This window comes from Mesorhizobium sp. P2_H9 (genome assembly GCF_056403215.1).
In genome coordinates, this window is record NZ_JBFUFX010000002.1 from 80,157 (window position 1) to 97,260 (window position 17,104).

Below are 17,104 nucleotides of genomic sequence, written 5' to 3' on the forward strand. Positions count from 1 at the left end.
TAGGAGCACAAAAACCTAATACTCGCGCAACATGATAACCTAATGGCCCTACATAGCTTGTGGATAGACCGCTGTCCCCCTGCTTGACTGGCGGGCAGCCTTAGGTAGCGTGGCGGGCGTCCAGAGAGAAGTGGAACAAGCTGCGTGATAGCCGGGGCGAGGGCATACCCTCGTGCGCCGAAAGTAAGCAAGAACCAGCTTCAGCTTGGCCGGCTGCACACACCAACAGGTTACGACGCCAGCGCCAGCGCGTGACCCCCAACGCACCTGGAGAAGGTCATGCAGCTGGCTCTAGTAAACGGTGAGCGCCGGGAGGCACAGCGGGGTCTACAAGGGGTATGTCCGAGCTGTGGCGAGGCTGTTATCCCCAAGTGTGGAGCGGTCAAGGTGGAGCATTGGGCCCATAAGGGCAAGCTAACTTGCGATACTTGGCATGAGCCCGAGACACTCTGGCACAGAGCTTGGAAGCGTCATTTTCCAATCGAATACCAAGAGGTGATAGCGCGTGATGCAAGCGGAGAGCGTCACATCGCGGATGTGAAAACTTCCCATGGTCTTGTACTGGAGTTTCAGCATTCGCGCCTTGATCCCAGAGAGCGAGCTGCCCGAGAAGCCTTCTACGGAAACATGGTTTGGGTCGTAGACGGGACCCGTCTCAAGAGGGATTGGCCCCGCTTTTACGAGGGCAAGGAAAGCTACCTACGTGGGGCTGTACTCGCTGGTGTGTACATGGTCGCGTCTCCAGCCTGGTGCTTCCCGAGTGAGTGGCTGGTTTCGACCGTGCCGATATTCTTCGACTTCGCAGGGGACGGATCGGCAGGCCCAGAGCCCGAACGCAAGAGCCTCTGGTGCTTATTGCCCGGCACGGTAGACGACCATGGGGTTGTCCTTTCTGTTTCCCTCCAATCCTTCCTGGAGGCGGCGACGACCCGACCAGTGATCATCAACGTAAGGGAACTTCTTACAACGCTAGCCTCTGAACTAGGACGGCAACGGGAGGAACAGCGGAGGCAAGAACAGGAGTATGCAAAGCGAGTTCGTCACTACCGGGCGGCACAGTACCAGTCCAGGCGTCACCGCTAGCTGCATGTTCGTCGCAGGAAATCGAACGGCATATGTCACCCTAGTGTCTCTTTTGAATCACCATGACAGATAGACATGACAAGCCGACCTAAACGGGTGTGCGCCCAAATCTTAGGATCAAGGCGGTGGAGTTGAGGAGGGCGTCCACCAGGGTTCGCAAAGCCTTGCGCACTATGGATCGTTAGCAGGGCGTGGGACGCGATGTCTCACCTTAGTGTCTCACCTGACAGCATGAGATTTGCAAGACCCTGGTGGGAATGACACCGTCAGGTTTCGGGTCCGCACACAGCTCCACAGCAAGCTAGATTATTGTGCGCAATCAATAGTAGAGCCAATAGTCATTGGACATTTCCAAGCCAGCATGTAGTTTGCGGACGGGTTGACAAGGGGGAGGTACCCAGTCCGATGGCTGGATATTTGAGCGTGTGGCGTGACGCGCCCGCTACCGCAACAGCAAAGAGCGACATCTTAGATATCGTAGTTGCCATAAGCGAAAGAGTGCCGTGGCAAGTTGCCAGAAGGATGCTTGAAGTTCACGGTGTTTCACCGCGGTCTGGTTGGTCAAATACCATCGAAGAAGTCAAACTTCGTGAATCTTTCAAAGGTCTTGACGTCGATGGTCTGTATGAAGCTTTTGTCCAACATGCGTGCTGTGGCGAAAAGTCAGTTAGAGTATACGACCTTGGCGCGAATGCTGACGCTTTGCGTGAGAAGCTAAGCGCCGAAGCGCAACTGTCTCGCATGCCTCGACCGTCAACTAAGGATAAGCTTCAAAAGAACGACCCAACTGAACCAGCGCTGATTTGTGTGGTCCAAAAGTCGGAAGGCCTCTTTGGTATCTTCGGGGCCATCCGTGAGCATGACCACCAAACACCTTTGAAAACTGAGAGCCTTCCGGAAGCCGCACGTGCTGCGTTCCCCGGGGTGGACGAGATAATCGCGATACGCTCCGAGATGTTTCAATCCTACGCCGCGATCTGGATGCCGTCCGGGAGTCAGATCATAGAGGTTCGCGTTGATCACTTCGTCAACCATAGTCAGCAGTCCTTGGCCGACTTCCATCAACAGATGTATCTTAAGCTCCATGCCATGTCGGGTTCCAAGGCTGTTATCGCGCCCCGCGAGCTATTTCCGGCGATAAAGAACCTCTACGACGCTGAGAATGAGGGGGTCGTTATGGAGCTTGCGTTCGTGACGACTACAGGCTCGGTCAAGCACGAAAGAATGAGGTCACACGATAGCCTGCGCAAAGAACGGTACCATGTGGGCGGTAAGGAGGCGTTGGCGACAGAGATTGAACCATTCCGGTTAGGTGTGCGTTGGTCTCGCGAATACCTCGGGTCGAGGCAGTACAATGCGCCCGAACTGCACTTGGAAGGCACTCTTCCTATGGCGAGTTCGCAGTCGCCCGGCCTGACCAAATTCTTAGTCCGCAAAGCCGCAGGGATCGAGGATTATGACTGGGTGAGAGACAAGCTCTTTGAGCATTTGTGATCGATGGCAAAGACTCTAGATGAGATAGCTCGGGAGGTGCAGCGCGCCTTGGCGGATGACCCCGCCGGAAAGCTTGCTGTCATGATCGTTGACGCGCTCTCCAAGTTAACCGGTGATCAAACTTCGTTTATGTCATATCGGTCGATTAGTAATTTGGTTCATTGCAAAGTTGAAGATCCAGCTCTGCTACACTCGATAGCAATTCTAAGTTCCCCAAAGATAAATGTTCTGAAGTCAATGTTTGTATACAAGGCCAGAGATGGAGAAGAGGTTGTTCTCTCTTCTGCTCAATGGCGTGACGCAAAGCGTTCTGGCTTTCTTGTTGATCCTCATTCTGGAGAAAAGATCGATGATTTTCAGGAATTAACATATCCCTATTTTCGTACCAGTGGAGAATTTCAGGAACTTGTGAGACGTGCCCATGGGTGAAATGACAGTGGGTACGCTCAAACTTATTGCTACTAAGACAGGGCTTTCAGTTGTTTACGAATTGTTTGAGTACTGGCATTCCGAGCCGGATCATGAACTTCTTTGCATATTGATAGATAAGGCAATTGATCAATGTGCCGTTAGTATGGCGCAGTACCCAAAGGAGTTAGATGACCTAAAGGAAGATCAATTAACCGTCATGCTGATTATGCAGCTCGATAAATTTGGGCTTGATGTATCGCATGATACAACTTCTGGCGGACACTGTGATATTGTGATCAAAGACGGTGGAGGCTTTCTTTGGCTTGGTGAGGTAAAAAAGGTGTCTGGCATTGACAATAACTGGATCGGTGAAGGCTTCGATCAGTTGATGGTCAGGTATGCGACAGGGCTCCCTAGCCAGGATAGAGGCGGTCTAATTGTATTCTGCAATTGCCCTCGTATTGATAATGTACTTGAACAGTGGTGCAAATATCTTACCGAAAAGTACGCAGGGGTATCGGTGCCTCGATATGAATCCAATGAACTTTGGTTCGAGAGCCAGCAGACGAGCGAACGGACAGGTAGGAAGGTGACTGTCAGGCACAAGCCTATTTCGGTTTATTTTCCTCCCCTCCATGCAGTGACTACGATGAAAACGGGCAAAGGGGCCGCCTAGGCCGGTTACCTCAGTCGATAGATTGGACTACAGCTTGGGCGCCATTCGCGCGATTGCGCACGGCTGTATGCAAAGGCAGGATGGGTGCCTATAGGTCGTTTTCGATGAATCGTGTTGCGGTAGCGGCGTTCTGCGCGCCCTTGGCGCTCGCGGTGGCCCTGATAGCCTTGCACAGGCACCCGACTGCACAAGAGAGTGCTAGCGTGGCTGCGCCTGCCAGCATAGTCCCACCTAGCAGCGTGGCCGTGCCTTCTGGTGTTCCGCACATCGTCGTAACGGACGATTCTATCACGGGGCAAGCTTCTGTAGTTGATGGCGATACGCTGGAAATTCACGGCATTCGTATACGGTTGAATGGTATCGACGCGCCTGAGGCTTCGCAAAAGTGCGATGCAAATGGAGCGTCCTACCGTTGCGGGCAGAAGGCCGCGTTTGCACTTGACGAGATTCTTGCTGACAAGGCTGTGGTATGTGTCAAACTAGATACGGACAGATACGGGCGAACCATAGCGAAGTGTACTGTCGCGCAGACTGACGTCAGCGCTGAGATGGTTCGTAGGGGGTGGGCTATAGCATACAGAAAATATTCTCTTGAGTACGTGCCGCTTGAAGACGCGGCACGAGCTAAGGCCGTTGGCCTGTGGGCTGGCTCATTCGAGAATCCTGCTGAGTACCGTCGAACCGGGAAGAAGAATTGAGACGGGCCGAACGTGAGATTCTGTAGACTGCAATTCTAAAAGGGAGGGGCGTGTGATGGCAGATAAGAAAGAATCAAAGAGCCTTACAACGAACACCGAGGCGTTGGGACAAGTTCCAACCACCATTCCGCTAGGTCAGAGCACTCAGATCGATCTTTCTTGGATGCCGGAAGACCAGCGTAGGGCGCTACTGACCGACTATGCCAAGGGCGCGTTGGATGTGAGCAAGCGAGCGCAGGAGTTGGGCATCGAAGTGTCGGTCCTTCGTAGTACGCTTGGCACCCTAGGTGAGACGACGAAACAGGTTGCGCAGGACGGCAACTCAGTAACGCTCACCCATGTCCAGAACAGCCAGTTTGGCCGTACCGAAGTGATTATGGGCAACACCGATGCTGCCACGGCTGGGAAGCTTTCGCGTTCTCAGACAGGAGAACGAGATTGGACCCCTTACTATGTCATCGCGGGGATAGTCGCTTTGATCGTGATAGCGATAGCCTTAGGTCGCTGATGTGTACAAAGCCACTCTGGAGCTATCGGACAATGTAGACATTGAGGGCAAGTTAGCTGCCCTGCACAGAGAAGGCACCAGGGCAGGCCTCTCAGATTCTACAGTCGCGGAAATGACGGACCAAGTGCGCACGGTCTTGAGCCTGGTCTCCAAGCAAGGTTCTCACCTAGCGGCGCAGGGCAGCCAGATGTCGTTCTCCCGAGTGATAAAGGGCGATAGTTATGAATTGCAGCTCATTTACGGGGTCGGCGCCCCAAAGTCCTGGCTGAGCCGCGTTGCGCGTAGCCTGTTGGGTGGATAATGCCAAGATATGATCGCCGCTACGCAAAGCGTACCTACGGTCGCGACTATGGGCGCGAGAGAGCACTTCAGCATATCGAAGATGCGAGACGCCTAAGCCATGAGTTGGGGGGTACGGACGAGGACGTGAAGCGATATTTCTTTTCGCTTCCAGGTTCAGAGCTGACCATCATTCTAGCCGAGTACGGACGTCGTTACGGATCTCAGGCTCGAGAATATGCCTCAGATACAATGCACAAGTGGCGCACCGGGCAGACGAAGATGAGCGGGACTGTTGCAGAGCGACTGTTCAATCTGCTGCCTCCCCGCATGCCCCTGTCAGAGAAGTACAAGCTCACCGAAGGCCTCTGGCATCACTTCGGCCCAAGCTCGAAACGTGTCATGCGGGTTGGACTCGACGCTGACCTTGAACAGGTTATCGAACTTGCGCGTCGGCACATAGACGAGGTGGTGACCCAATATCGGATACCCGAGCAGATAGAGCGCAGGTTCAATTGGCTCGCCGCCGGTGATGTTGGTGTGAAGCAGGAACTGCTCAACCATCTTAGGTCGATGGAACGCACAATGGTGGTCGAGGCGGCTCGCGCGCAAATGCCGGTTCTTCTAGAGCACATAAAGGGGCAGCATGGAGGACGCACTTCTCGGCTTGCCCAGGTCGTAAAGGTCGGCAAGCACGAGCTTGAACTACTCATCGATAAGAGCGTATCCGGTGTACGGCTAGAAGCCCCTGGCTACCGCACGCCCTCGGCCGCCAACAGTGGCGGAGGCGGGAAACTGGCTTTGATTGTCATCGCTGGGTTGGTTGTTCTCTTCTACTTGCTTCACAAATGAGGCTTTATTCGCATCAGGTTCCATAGGCCGAGCTGCACCAAGATGGATGGTAGCGCGGAACTCTGTTGCGTGTGTTGTGGAGGGGGCGCAGAAGGTGCAGGACTATATACGAAAGGCCCTTGAGGTAGCGCATGAGCAGGGGAGCCCAGATGCATTCCTGACGTTTGTTAACCGCCAATCGTATAGGCAAGGGAAGCCCAGGTTTGCAAAAGCTCAGGCGTACTCAGTGGTATGGCGTGGGGCAAAGTACCCGTCCAAAGCGATACTTTCGTACGCCTATCATTTGCGGTACCTGGAAACACGTGAAGAGCCTGACGCTCATAAGCCTGGTTGGGACTCTACCCGCAGTGGAGTTGCGAACTTCCTTTTCGAAAGTGGCGCAAGAATCACTGGGCGCGGTACTCCCCCGAACGAGATACTTCCAGACATAGATAATAAGTCGCCGCCATCGCCTCGTAACCCCAACTGGGTTAGAGACGAGCTGATTCTGGCGCTCGATATGTACATGCAAAATCCACGATCGCCTCCAGCCAAGTCCAGCCCGGAAGTTCGTGAACTGTCAAACCAGCTCAATCGGTTGAATGCGATGTTGGGACGTAAGGGAGGTGAGGACTTCCGAAACCCCAACGGTGTGTACATGAAGGTGATGAATTTCCGTCGCTTCGATCCATTGTTTGCTTCATTAGGTAAGTCCGGATTGAAGCATGGTGGCGCTGAGGAGGAAGACGTTTGGAATGAGTTTGCATCTGATCCAGAACAACTAGCGGCGACTGCCCTAGCGATCAGGTCTGCCTTGTCGCAGAGTGCGCAGTTGGTTGTGAGCGCAGAATTTGACGATGTGGAGGAAGCTCAAGAGGGGAGCCTCTTGGCTGTTCTCCATTATCGGAGGGAACGCAGTCAGAAGCTGGTCAAGGCACGGATAAAAAAAGCGATCCAAGAGACAGGTGAACTTAGATGTGAAGCCTGTGATATGTCCTTCTCGGAGCGGTACGGAGAATGGGGTGATGGGTTCATGGAGGTGCACCATACGCGCCCGCTTCACACATTGGAGGAAGGTCGTGCTACGCCCCTAGCTGAGCTTGCTCTGGTCTGCTCAAACTGCCATCGCATGATCCACCGTCGTAGACAGTGGCTTACGGTTGCGGAATTGGTCAGCATCATTACGCAGGCGAAATGCCAAGCCGAAATCTGAAAACGACGAAATTTTTCGCGGGGATATCAATACAAACAAAGATGCGTATTCCCCCCATCGGGTGCCTAAGACGCTTCCTTCGCTTCGACGCCTTGGCTGGAAATCACAATGTCATTGTCAGTTTCGGACTGAGAAGCCCGCGTATGGGAGCCGATACCCCTTGTGAGCTATGGATCAGGTGGCTTGTACTCCCTATATGGACCTAAAGCGAAGCCGGTATGAACTGGCTCAGATGTCTGGTGTAAGAGCCGGATACTAAGAGCGTCTGGTATCAGTTGACAGTAGTAAAATAGCTGAACCATCTAGATATGATATCGATATATAATACCAACGATATCCACACATAGATCAATGATACATATATAAATGCATAGATAAAACATATAGAGATAATCTAATAGATGGCCGACATAGCTATCCATATAATAGATACATAATAGATATATAATAGAGACACTAATAGATATTATAGTAATACGTAGATATAGATCCCAATACATATCTAATAGATTGACCTAGTAACTAGCATTCTTATATAAACCATGCTAGCCGTCCGCTTCGGCTTGGGCCTACGCTACCAGCTAGAACATGGTGGCATGGATTAGAACTATGGATTAGCAAAGCCCTGGTCTCCAGGCGGTATGGCTTTGCGGCAGGGCCGCCTGCCCATAGCAATCGACTTTGTCCGTTAGGCTATACCCTAGCGGGCATACAATCCGGCTCATATCTGGGTGTACGTAAGGGTTGACATGGGTCAACGGACAGTCATATATACGGACATAACCCTAGCGAGCACGTTGGAGTCTATGATGTCCGTTATCCTCTACGCCAGAGTTTCCACAGCCGACCAAACCATTGAGCACCAAGAGACGCAGGCCAGGAACGCCGGCTTCGACATCGACACTGTGATTTCCGACAGTGCAGTGTCGGGCTTGAGCACAAGGCTTCGAGAGCGTCCCGAAGGTAAGCGCCTCTACGATATGCTACGCAAGGGCGATACGCTTGTGGTGCGATGGGTGGATCGGCTCGGCCGGAACTACCAAGATGTCTGCGATTCGATCCGGGAGTTCATGCGCAAAGGCGTCACCATACGAACCGTGATCAACAACATGACTTTCGATGGCGCTACTACGGACCCGATTCAGCAAGCAGTGCGGGATGCGCTCATAGCGTTCATGGCGGCAACCTCTCAGGCGCAGGCGGAGGCAACGAAAGAAGCCCAACTCGCTGGCATAGCTCATGCCAAGACGAAGGTTGTGAAGTATCGTGGTCGCAAACCGACCTATGACCGGAAGCAGTATCAGCTTGTACGAGATATGCTCATGGGTGGTGCTGGCGCATCAACCATTGCCAAGACCGTAGACCTAACTCGACAAACGGTACTGCGCATCAAATCCGAGCCCGATCAGGCCGAGGAGGCGCTGTTCAAATGGGGGTTATAGCCCGGCGCTTGATGCGCCCTAAATCGGACAGGGAAGGCCGCTGAGAGTCTTGGAGGACTTTCGTGCTCAATCCCCTCTCCGAACGGGAGCCGCGCGCCTCGTGGCGCTGTGGAGGCGAGCTTGCCGGAAGGAACGCATCAGCCGAATTCGCGGATCAATCACCGCAGCGCATGACTATGCTCCGACCTTCGGTCCGTATCCCTGCATCTCACGCTCGTAGGCATCGAATGCTTTTCCATGCCGTATGGTGAACATTTCTTCGATACCGTCTTTGAGAATTCGGGCCCGCATCTTGGCGGAAGCTTCGTCACTCTGTTTGATCTGGTCAACCGTCTCAGCAACGATGGAGTCAAACTCGTCTTGAGAAATGGTCATGGTCCCGTTGTCCGTATGCATTCGGCGGAGAAAGCGCGTCAGGGCCAGCCGTGAGTTTCCGGTTTGCAGTTCGGCACGTACTAAGACTCGTGCTTCCTGTATTGCTTGCCGGAGATCATCACTCGCGCGATCTCGTCTGTATGCGAAAGGGAGGTAGTTCCGCAAGTTGACAAGCAGGGACTGTTCAGTTGCCGTTGAAAGGTTCCCACTCACAAACTCCCGCACACAGCGAGGCATGTCGCCCGGAACTTCTTTGGCAAACTCGGATGCCAAATAATACAGCGCAAATGGCCTTACCCAGTTACCATTGCCGTCATTCTCCACTGCGTCGGTTCTTAACTCTGTGGATGGTGGCGTACTATCTGATTCATGATCGCGTGGGAAAAAAATGTTGATTAAAACTTGGTTCCAGAGGGCGAGCTTAGGCTTCATACCCTTGCGGTATGCTTCTGCAATCATGGGCAACTGCTTGCCTCCGTACACCAGTCGCACGTGGTCCATCGCGTTGTGGATCATAGAGGCCGGCATGTGCTCCGCATCCATGCTTGCCACTAGGTTGGCCTCAGCGACCGTACTGCCGGACTCTAAGCCGGTCAGAAATACCGACGCTCTTACGGTCTCAGCTCCTCGCCGAACATTGCCTTTGAGGAAATAGAATACCGCCGCTCCAAGAACGATCAGCACTAGCAAAATTTCCATGTTAGTCCCTGTCTGCTCTGCCAAGCGCAGAGCGTGTGTGCCCATATATCCAATTTTTGGATAATCTGAATTTCGGATTAACCGCCCGTTAGACCTTCCGTCAACGGGCCAATGCCAAAGTCTCTGCACTCAACTCGTCATGTGATGATCGCGACGGCACTGGCAGACCAGCGACGTTCGAAAGGCTTGTCCCAGACCCAGGTTGCGAAAGCCATGGGGCGGCATCAGCCCTTCATTGCGAACATCGAAAGCGGACAACGCCGAGTCGACCTAGTTGAGCTTCTGGATATAGCCGCAATCATCGATCTGGACGTTCCAGGTCTCGTGCGGAAGATAATCGACAGCTAGAAACTGCCTAGCGCAGCTTGCATCTGTGCGATTCCGTATCCCTGCTTGAAATAATGCTGTTGAGTGACGCCATGACGGGTGTGACCGACGATCGCCTTTACGAGGTTTTCCTCTATGCCAGCCTGCAATAGCCTTGTGACCATGGTGTGCCGGAAGCTGTGGAACACTAGGTCCTTGGACTTGATACCGAGTTGAACAAGGAAGCGCTCATTGAACCAGCGTCCGAGGGCTCGCCCGTAGCCCTCCTTCGAGGTGAACTCGAATTCAGGAAAAAAGCGGGTAACGCCGCGCAACCTTAGTGTTTCCAACCGCTCCAAGATTCCTAGCTCTAGGAGCCGGTCGTGTATGGGCACCACTCTTCGAGATGCCGTATTCTTTAGGCTCTTTCCTTCTCCCTCGTCGTTGAAGTCGAAACACCAGATTCCGTCGATCATCTTAATGTCCGCGACTTCTAACTGGCATATCTCATTCAATCTGGCGCCAGTGTACAAGCCGATCAATGGGCCCCATTTTTGATATTCCCGATTCAATAAACCTCGTTCGTTTTTGAGAAGTTCGCCAAGCATCAGATCGATCTGAGTTTGAGAAAACGGCGCTCTTCCAGATGCTTCACTGTTTTTCTTGCTCTCTCGAACGGTCATTCCATCGAACAAGTTTTCAGCGACATATCTGTTTCTCTTTGCATAAGAGAAGAGGCCAACGTAGGTCTGGAGATACGTATTGACCGTGCGCATGGTGAGCGTCTTATGTCTAGTCAGCTTCGATATTTCCTCAATAGACAGGTTGCGAGTGGCTTCGATCTTGTTCCTATTTCGAGGATAATTTAGGAGGATCTCTTTCACGCGTTGCGCGTCCGAAGATGTGACTTGGGCAATCTCGATCTCGTCCCCCAGAATTTCGCCCAAAAGTTCGAGGTGCTGGCGCTTCTGATCCTCTGACCGTTTGACCCAGCGTCCTGCTTTCTTCTCCTCCACCATGAATTTCGTGGCTACTTCACTGAGGGTGCCCTTCGAACTGGGCGCTGGTTTTGCAAATGTCGTCCCTGAGGGAAGGGCAGAGTCATTAAAGTCGAAGTTTTCAAAGGACTGATCGTGAGCCAAAACCTCCGCACAATAATCCCTGTACGCCTTTCGCATCTCTGCTTTGAGTGTTTCGAAAGCAAGCGAGCCCGGAGCTAGAGGAAGGCGGTACTTCCCGGCAAAGGCGATAGCTTGCGAGTCGTCGCTAACGTACGGGATGATATCAGCGCCCGTCGCTACCGCTTCAACCGCGAATCCGAGCCCGTTCTGCAGGGCGTCCAATATCTCAGGTCTTAGTCGGCCTCCGGCGGCCATCTCGCTTTTGCGGCGTTCAAGTGCGTCTTGGAAGTGCTTCTTGAGAGCTGCACGTATCTCGTCATACCGCATGCTGGATGCAGACCACCGTTTCATAAGGACTTGACCGACATAGCTTAGGTGTCGAGCTAGGTACAAGGCTTCCGAGTCGACCCGCGTACCTAGCGATATTTTGAGGCTAGCTGGCTTTGTCCCATGCACTGGGCAAAGCTTGGTCAATGGCCATCGAAAATAGAAGATTCTGTTTCTGGATAGTTCGAGATAGGTCGGATTGAGCACGCAGATGCATCCCTTGGATGCCTCACCAGCGAAAACCCCAGCGTAACATATTGATTTTTAAGTGGATGGTGGGCGTGACAGGGATTGAACCTGTGACCCCTGCAATGTCAATGCAGTGCTCTCCCGCTGAGCTACACGCCCATCCGAAGCCGCGCATACACCATTTTTGATCCAGCGCGTCAATAGCAGGAAAAGGGAAAGAGAGGCTCGCTTTGTCGCGGCGGCAAAGGCCCGCCAAAAACGCTTCAGGCTGCGTGCAGCATCTTTTCGACTTCGTTGACGAGGTCGCGCAGATGGAACGGCTTCGACAGCACCTTGGCGTCTTTCGGCGCCTTGGAATCCGGATTCAGCGCAACGGCGGCGAAGCCGGTGATGAACATGACCTTGAGGTCGGGGTCGATCTCGGTGGCGCGGCGGGCAAGTTCGATGCCGTCCATCTCGGGCATGACGATGTCGGTCAACAGCAAGGAGAAAGGCTCCTCGCGCAGTCGCTCATAGGCGCTGGCGCCATTGTCGAAATCGCTGACCTGGTAGCCGGCGCGCTCCAGTGCCTTGACGAGGAACCGGCGCATATCGTCATCGTCTTCCGCCAGAAGAATGCGTGCCATCTTATCCCGTCCGAATCACCCGTCAGACATTGCCGTTGGGCAAGCCTGTTAACCATCCTGTATATGAGGAGGTGACGGTAAAGATCAAGTGAACGAGGAGAAGCCAAATCCGCATTCTACAAAGTGTTTTGGCCGCCGAAATGCTGGACATGGGGCGAGCGAGATGGCACTTTCCCATCATGATGCACTGGTGTTTCCGGGTTCGATCAAATTGAAGACGGCAGCCGAGGATTTTTCGGTCGTTCCACCCTTCGAAATCCGTTCGGGCGCCGAGCAGCGCGTTCCCTTCCTCTTCAATTCTCCGCATAGCGGCCGCTATTACCCCGACCGCTTCCTGGCCATGGCACGGCTGGATCGAAACGCCATCCGCCGATCCGAGGATTGCTATGTCGATGAATTGTTCGGCGGCGCCGTCGCGCTTGGCGCGCCGATGCTGGCGGCAAATTTTCCGCGCGCCTATCTCGACGTCAACCGCGAGCCGTGGGAACTCGATCCGCGCATGTTCGCCGAACCGGTGCCGTCCTTCTGTAACATCCGCTCGGCGCGGGTGGCCGGCGGGCTTGGCACCGTACCCAAGCTGGTGGGGGAAGGGCTCGACATCTATTCCGGCCGCTTGCCGCTGGCGGAGGCGGTGGCGCGCATCGAAACCGTCTACAAACCCTATCACGAGACGCTGAAGCGGCTGTTGACCAGAACCCATGCGCGGTTCGGCTATGCCGTGCTGATCGACTGCCACTCGATGCCTGCCAGCATAAGGGTTGGCGACAACGGGGTGCGACCGGATTTCATCATCGGCGACCGGTTCGGCATTTCCGCCTCGCCGGCGCTGACCGAGACGGCGATCGGCCTGCTCGTCGGCATGGGCTATACCGTTGCCCACAACAAACCCTATGCCGGAGGTTTTATCACCGAACACTATGGTCGGCCGGCGCGCCATCTCCACGCGCTGCAGATCGAGGTCAATCGCGGTCTTTACATGAACGAGCGGACGTTCCAGAAAACCGCCGGCTTCGATGCGCTTGCCGACGATCTGGCGCGGTTCTCGGCTGACCTGATGGCGATGCCCGATCACCACTTTATCGACCTGCCGCTTGCCGCCGAATAGCGCTGCAAGCCCGCTGCGGTCCGCCAGCCATGCCGGGGCGTAAAAAAAGACCGCATCGTTTGCACGACACGGTCGAAGTCTAGGGAGGAAACGCCCAAGGAGGGCATGGACAGGAAAACCTGTCCGAGGTCGAGGGTATTGTGCGCTGCACAAATGTCAAGCGACCTTCAGGCTTTTTTAATTCAGAGTGATGTGGAAATTGCGTTTCGATGACGATGATGTGACATTCTGGCAACAGTTGTCGCGACGGATAAATCGATAAATGGGCTTGTTTTGTCAGGAAAGTGCCGGCAGAGCCCGCTCGGGCATGCCGCAAAGCGGGGAGAATCAGTTGGACATCAGCATCGACTTCATGCGGCGCATTGCTCATGCTGCCGCCGCCGAGACGTTGCCGCGCTTTCGCCGGCAAGGCGCGGTCGCCAACAAGGAGGCGGGCAGCTTCGACCCGGTCACCGAGGCTGACCGTGAAGCCGAGCGCGTCATCCGGGCGCTGATATCAGCGGAGCATCCCGACCATGGCATTCTTGGCGAAGAGCATGGCAGCGAGAACATCTCGAGCAGGCATGTCTGGGTGATCGATCCGATCGACGGCACGCGCGCTTTCATCTCCGGCCTGCCGGTGTGGGGAACTTTGGTTGGACTGACGGTCGACGGCGATGCTGTCGCCGGCATGATGTCGCAGCCCTTCACGGGCGAGCTGTTCTACGCCAACGCTTCCGGTTCCTACTATGAGGGTCCCGGTGGACCGCGAAAGCTGGCGACACGCAAAACGACGGATATTTCCCAAGCGACGCTGTTCACCACCACGCCGGCACTGTTCAAGGGCGAGGCGCGCAAGCGCTTTGACGCATTCGAGAAGCAGGTCCAGCTCGTCCGCTACGGCGCCGATTGCTATGCTTTTTCGATGATCGCGTCCGGCAGTGTCGATATCGTCGCCGATCCCGGCTTGAAGCCTTATGACATCGTGGCGCTGATCCCGATCATCGAAAAGGCTGGCGGCGTCGTCACCACTTTCGAGGGCGGACCGGCGGAAAAGGGTGGCGACATCCTGGCTGCGGCGACACCGGAGCTTCACACTGCTGCGATGGCGGCGCTGCGCGGATAGCGCGCCGCCACAGTGGCTAAATCCTCAGGCTATTAGCCAACCCTCCTGACAGGAAGGTGTCAGGAGGGTTCCGCTATGGAGGTGTCGCCAGAGGGAGGACTACACATGCCGACGCCGTCAACAGCCAGCCGCTCCGACAATGCTCCGGCCGACGGCCGGGCCGATTTCGATTTTTTCTTCGGTCGCTGGGCTGTCAGTCATCGACGGTTGCGCAAGCGGCTTGCCGGCGACACCAACTGGGATGCATTTGGCGGGACGTGCGACACGCGGCCGATCCTCGGCGGCCTCGGCAATTTCGACGACAACGTCATCGACTTGCCCGGTGGTAGCTATCGCGCCGCCACGCTCCGGACCTTCGATCCGGCGACGAGACAATGGTCGATCTGGTGGATCGATGGCCGCAACCCGTTGACCATCGATGTGCCGATGCGCGGCACCTTTGCCGACGGCGTCGGCACGTTTCTGTGCGAGGACGTCTTCGAAGGCCGTCCGATCCAGGTTCGCTTCCTCTGGTCGCGGATCACAGAGAAATCCGCCCGCTGGGAGCAGGCCTTTTCACCGGATGGCGGCAAGACATGGGAAACCAACTGGATCATGGACTTCGCCTGCCAGACATGAACGCCGGGGCGCTTCTTGCGGTCACGCGTTGTCGTCGGTTCCGGGGATGAAGGCATCGAAGGCGGCGAGCAGCGGCTCGCGGTAGATATCCCGCTCCTGCAGGATTTCATGGCGGGCGCCATCGATCATCAGCAGGGAGCCGAGACGCAAATGTCTGGTGTAGGCTTCCACCGCCTTGGTCGAGACGACCTGATCGCCGCCGGCGGCGATCATCAGCAGGGGCACCTGGATCCTGGCCATGAAATCCGGGTCGCTGACGACTTCGGTCGCCTCGGCGGCAGCTTTCAGCCAACGGATCGTCGGGCCGCCAAGCGCGAGTTGAGGATAGGTCTCGTAGATCCCAGTGTTGCGTCGATACCGCTCCGGGTCCGATGTCACCTTGTTGGTGGCGAACGGTGCTGTTTCCCTTGGCCGCGGACCCCATGCCGCGTAAAGCCGGCCGAGGCCGAGAAGACACAAAGCGGAGCAGACGCGGCGCACCGTTTTTATCGATACCGGCAGGTCTGGCACGGTGAAGAAGGGCGCGATCATCACCATGCGCCGCACGCGGTTCACCATCGAGGGCGCGGCGAGCAGCGCGATCACCGCCCCGGTCGAATGGGCCAGGATGTAGTACGGCCCACGGCAATCGGGCAGCACGATCTCCTCGAAGAACTGCTCCAGATCGCCGGTGTAGTCATAGAAGCTGCGGACATAGCCGCGCTGGCGGTCGCGGATCAGCCGGTCGGAATCGCCCTGGCCGCGCCAGTCGAGGGTGGCAATGCCGAAGCCCCGGTCGGCGAGGTTGCGGATGGTCTCGAAATATTTCTCGATGCACTCGTTGCGGCCGGTGAGCAGGACCACGGTGCCTTTCAACGGGCGGGCAACGGCCGGAAAGAGGCCGTAGCGGATCCTCTTGCGGTCGCGGGTGGTGAAAAAGCCGCCGGCCGCGTTTTCCGGTGACGGATTGTCTGGAGTCTGGTGGAAGAGGTCCGTCATTCGGCGCTTCGTCTTTTGGTGTCTCGCCTGGCCCAGCGAGGCGTCGCATGGTGATAGACGGCCATGCGGCAAAAGCAAAGGATTTCCGGGAGATGGGGAGAGCCGGGCCCGGCAACGAGCAAGGCCGGAAGCCGCCTGCGGCATGCTTCCGGCCTCTGTCGATCCGGGAGGAAGGGACGTTACACCCGGTTCGGCCCCGTTGCGGCGCCTTGTCGGGCGCCGCTTGTTCCTAGTCTTGAACACACTCTAGCGCCGGGTAGCTGAACGCGTGCCGAAGCCGCGGTTCATCTGCCGTTCATCGAGGGGCAAAACCCATCAGCAGGCGAAATCTTGAAATGCTTTGGCCTTGTCCCCAAATGTTGGATGCGGTCGCCAATGTCGGGGCCGCTGGTCCAGCCGAAACGCCGCTCAAGGGTTTCGCACCGGCCATACGCAAACCATGTTGCTCAAAAGGAGAACACCTCATGCGTCACGTTGATTTTTCCCCGCTCTATCGCTCGACCGTCGGTTTCGACCGCCTCTTCACAATGCTCGATTCGCTTGCGCAGCCCGAAAGCGCACAGACCTATCCGCCCTACAATATCGAGCGCACCGGCGAGGATTCCTATCGCATCTCGATGGCGGTTGCCGGCTTCTCGGACGAGGAAATCTCGATCGAAGCCCATCGCAACGTGCTGACCGTCAAGGGTGAGCGCAAGGAAGAGGGCACCGGCGAAGGCTCCGAACTGCTCTATCGAGGCATTGCCTCGCGGGCCTTCGAGCGCCGTTTCCAGCTTGCCGACCACGTCGAAGTCGTCGGCGCTTCGCTGAAGAACGGCCTGCTCTTCGTCGACCTCAAGCGCAACATTCCCGAAGAGCTGAAGCCGCGCAAGATCGCGATCACGGCGTCTTCGGCGAAGGCCAAGCAGATCGAGGCCAAGACCGCCGCCTAACGCAACCTGGAATAAAAAGCGTCTCCTCCCGAGACGAAAGCGGCGCCGAAAGGCGCCGCTTTTTTGTTGCGCCGAAATCTCTGTCACC

General features: G+C 55.6%; 18 protein-coding genes and 1 tRNA gene. 14 read left to right on the plus strand and 5 right to left on the minus strand.

Annotated elements, in window-relative coordinates; translation table 11 throughout:
* The first annotated feature begins 279 nt into the window (after positions 1-279).
* The 9 genes from AC1DXN_RS03405 (at position 280) to AC1DXN_RS03445 (ending at position 8,635) form a co-directional block, all read left to right on the plus strand.
* Positions 280-1,083, plus strand: a complete 804-nt coding sequence (locus AC1DXN_RS03405) for a competence protein CoiA (protein WP_477273259.1) — start codon at positions 280-282, stop codon at positions 1,081-1,083.
* Positions 1,084-1,488: 405 nt separating this feature from the next.
* Positions 1,489-2,577, plus strand: coding sequence for a hypothetical protein (locus AC1DXN_RS03410; RefSeq protein ID WP_477273258.1), 1,089 nt, complete (start codon positions 1,489-1,491; stop codon positions 2,575-2,577).
* Positions 2,578-2,580: 3 nt separating this feature from the next.
* On the plus strand, positions 2,581-3,006 hold the full coding sequence (locus tag AC1DXN_RS03415; protein WP_477273256.1) for a hypothetical protein: 426 nt from the start codon (positions 2,581-2,583) through the stop codon (positions 3,004-3,006).
* Positions 2,999-3,664, plus strand: a complete 666-nt coding sequence (locus AC1DXN_RS03420) for a hypothetical protein (protein ID WP_477273254.1) — start codon at positions 2,999-3,001, stop codon at positions 3,662-3,664. Before AC1DXN_RS03415 ends, AC1DXN_RS03420 begins: the two co-directional genes overlap by 8 nt.
* A gap of 104 nt (positions 3,665-3,768) precedes the next feature.
* Complete coding sequence (locus AC1DXN_RS03425) at positions 3,769-4,362, plus strand: thermonuclease family protein (RefSeq protein WP_477421459.1); 594 nt, start codon at positions 3,769-3,771, stop codon at positions 4,360-4,362.
* A 55-nt stretch (positions 4,363-4,417) separates the two neighbouring features.
* Complete coding sequence (locus AC1DXN_RS03430; RefSeq protein WP_477273250.1) at positions 4,418-4,870, plus strand: hypothetical protein; 453 nt, start codon at positions 4,418-4,420, stop codon at positions 4,868-4,870.
* A gap of 426 nt (positions 4,871-5,296) precedes the next feature.
* Complete coding sequence (locus AC1DXN_RS03435; RefSeq protein WP_477273248.1) at positions 5,297-6,001, plus strand: hypothetical protein; 705 nt, start codon at positions 5,297-5,299, stop codon at positions 5,999-6,001.
* 499 nt (positions 6,002-6,500) lie between these two features.
* Positions 6,501-7,193, plus strand: a complete 693-nt coding sequence (locus AC1DXN_RS03440; protein ID WP_477273246.1) for an HNH endonuclease — start codon at positions 6,501-6,503, stop codon at positions 7,191-7,193.
* 809 nt (positions 7,194-8,002) lie between these two features.
* Complete coding sequence (locus AC1DXN_RS03445) at positions 8,003-8,635, plus strand: recombinase family protein (RefSeq protein WP_477273244.1); 633 nt, start codon at positions 8,003-8,005, stop codon at positions 8,633-8,635.
* A gap of 174 nt (positions 8,636-8,809) precedes the next feature.
* On the opposite strand, the gene AC1DXN_RS03450 is transcribed toward AC1DXN_RS03445, so the two are convergent.
* The gene (locus tag AC1DXN_RS03450; RefSeq protein WP_477273242.1) at positions 8,810-9,709 is read right to left on the minus strand and encodes a hypothetical protein; all 900 of its coding nucleotides are present in this window, start codon (positions 9,707-9,709) and stop codon (positions 8,810-8,812) included.
* Between the two features lie 144 nt (positions 9,710-9,853).
* Here AC1DXN_RS03450 and AC1DXN_RS03455 point away from each other — a divergent pair, with 144 nt between their 5' ends.
* The gene (locus AC1DXN_RS03455) at positions 9,854-10,057 is read left to right on the plus strand and encodes a helix-turn-helix domain-containing protein (RefSeq protein ID WP_477421461.1); all 204 of its coding nucleotides are present in this window, start codon (positions 9,854-9,856) and stop codon (positions 10,055-10,057) included.
* On the opposite strand, the gene AC1DXN_RS03460 is transcribed toward AC1DXN_RS03455, so the two are convergent.
* The 3 genes from AC1DXN_RS03460 to cpdR all read right to left on the minus strand — a co-directional run bounded on the left by AC1DXN_RS03460 (position 10,054) and on the right by cpdR (position 12,278).
* Positions 10,054-11,463: a tyrosine-type recombinase/integrase gene (locus AC1DXN_RS03460; protein WP_477273238.1), complete on the minus strand. Its 1,410-nt coding sequence runs from the start codon at positions 11,461-11,463 to the stop codon at positions 10,054-10,056. The two genes, AC1DXN_RS03455 and AC1DXN_RS03460, sit on opposite strands and share 4 nt — an antisense overlap.
* A gap of 273 nt (positions 11,464-11,736) precedes the next feature.
* Positions 11,737-11,811: transfer RNA gene (locus AC1DXN_RS03465), tRNA-Val, on the minus strand.
* A 104-nt stretch (positions 11,812-11,915) separates the two neighbouring features.
* The gene (gene cpdR, locus AC1DXN_RS03470; RefSeq protein ID WP_010911372.1) at positions 11,916-12,278 is read right to left on the minus strand and encodes a cell cycle two-component system response regulator CpdR; all 363 of its coding nucleotides are present in this window, start codon (positions 12,276-12,278) and stop codon (positions 11,916-11,918) included.
* 163 nt (positions 12,279-12,441) lie between these two features.
* Between cpdR and AC1DXN_RS03475 the strand changes: the two genes are divergently transcribed.
* From AC1DXN_RS03475 to AC1DXN_RS03485, 3 genes are all read left to right on the plus strand, one after another.
* Complete coding sequence (locus AC1DXN_RS03475; protein ID WP_477273236.1) at positions 12,442-13,383, plus strand: N-formylglutamate amidohydrolase; 942 nt, start codon at positions 12,442-12,444, stop codon at positions 13,381-13,383.
* A gap of 331 nt (positions 13,384-13,714) precedes the next feature.
* Positions 13,715-14,488: a histidinol-phosphatase gene (hisN, locus tag AC1DXN_RS03480; protein ID WP_477273234.1), complete on the plus strand. Its 774-nt coding sequence runs from the start codon at positions 13,715-13,717 to the stop codon at positions 14,486-14,488.
* Positions 14,489-14,593: 105 nt separating this feature from the next.
* Positions 14,594-15,106, plus strand: a complete 513-nt coding sequence (locus AC1DXN_RS03485) for a DUF1579 domain-containing protein (RefSeq protein WP_477273232.1) — start codon at positions 14,594-14,596, stop codon at positions 15,104-15,106.
* 21 nt (positions 15,107-15,127) lie between these two features.
* On the opposite strand, the gene AC1DXN_RS03490 is transcribed toward AC1DXN_RS03485, so the two are convergent.
* Entirely contained in the window at positions 15,128-16,084 is a 957-nt protein-coding gene (locus AC1DXN_RS03490) for an alpha/beta fold hydrolase (protein ID WP_477273230.1), read from the minus strand.
* A gap of 464 nt (positions 16,085-16,548) precedes the next feature.
* Here AC1DXN_RS03490 and AC1DXN_RS03495 point away from each other — a divergent pair, with 464 nt between their 5' ends.
* Positions 16,549-17,016 (plus strand): Hsp20 family protein, encoded by a 468-nt coding sequence (locus AC1DXN_RS03495; protein WP_477248458.1) that lies wholly within the window; start codon positions 16,549-16,551, stop codon positions 17,014-17,016.
* The last annotated feature ends 88 nt before the right edge of the window (positions 17,017-17,104 follow it).

Coding starts and splice junctions, on each gene's coding strand:
- AC1DXN_RS03405 (WP_477273259.1), top strand. CDS start 280: ATGCAGCTGGCTCTAGTAAACGGTGAGCGCCGGGAGGCACAGCGGGGT.
- AC1DXN_RS03410 (WP_477273258.1), top strand. CDS start 1,489: ATGGCTGGATATTTGAGCGTGTGGCGTGACGCGCCCGCTACCGCAACA.
- AC1DXN_RS03415 (WP_477273256.1), top strand. CDS start 2,581: ATGGCAAAGACTCTAGATGAGATAGCTCGGGAGGTGCAGCGCGCCTTG.
- AC1DXN_RS03420 (WP_477273254.1), top strand. CDS start 2,999: ATGGGTGAAATGACAGTGGGTACGCTCAAACTTATTGCTACTAAGACA.
- AC1DXN_RS03425 (WP_477421459.1), top strand. CDS start 3,769: ATGAATCGTGTTGCGGTAGCGGCGTTCTGCGCGCCCTTGGCGCTCGCG.
- AC1DXN_RS03430 (WP_477273250.1), top strand. CDS start 4,418: ATGGCAGATAAGAAAGAATCAAAGAGCCTTACAACGAACACCGAGGCG.
- AC1DXN_RS03440 (WP_477273246.1), top strand. CDS start 6,501: ATGTACATGCAAAATCCACGATCGCCTCCAGCCAAGTCCAGCCCGGAA.
- AC1DXN_RS03445 (WP_477273244.1), top strand. CDS start 8,003: ATGTCCGTTATCCTCTACGCCAGAGTTTCCACAGCCGACCAAACCATT.
- AC1DXN_RS03450 (WP_477273242.1), bottom strand. CDS start 9,709: ATGGAAATTTTGCTAGTGCTGATCGTTCTTGGAGCGGCGGTATTCTAT.
- AC1DXN_RS03455 (WP_477421461.1), top strand. CDS start 9,854: ATGATCGCGACGGCACTGGCAGACCAGCGACGTTCGAAAGGCTTGTCC.
- AC1DXN_RS03460 (WP_477273238.1), bottom strand. CDS start 11,463: ATGCGGTATGACGAGATACGTGCAGCTCTCAAGAAGCACTTCCAAGAC.
- cpdR (WP_010911372.1), bottom strand. CDS start 12,278: ATGGCACGCATTCTTCTGGCGGAAGACGATGACGATATGCGCCGGTTC.
- AC1DXN_RS03475 (WP_477273236.1), top strand. CDS start 12,442: ATGGCACTTTCCCATCATGATGCACTGGTGTTTCCGGGTTCGATCAAA.
- AC1DXN_RS03485 (WP_477273232.1), top strand. CDS start 14,594: ATGCCGACGCCGTCAACAGCCAGCCGCTCCGACAATGCTCCGGCCGAC.
- AC1DXN_RS03490 (WP_477273230.1), bottom strand. CDS start 16,084: ATGACGGACCTCTTCCACCAGACTCCAGACAATCCGTCACCGGAAAAC.
- AC1DXN_RS03495 (WP_477248458.1), top strand. CDS start 16,549: ATGCGTCACGTTGATTTTTCCCCGCTCTATCGCTCGACCGTCGGTTTC.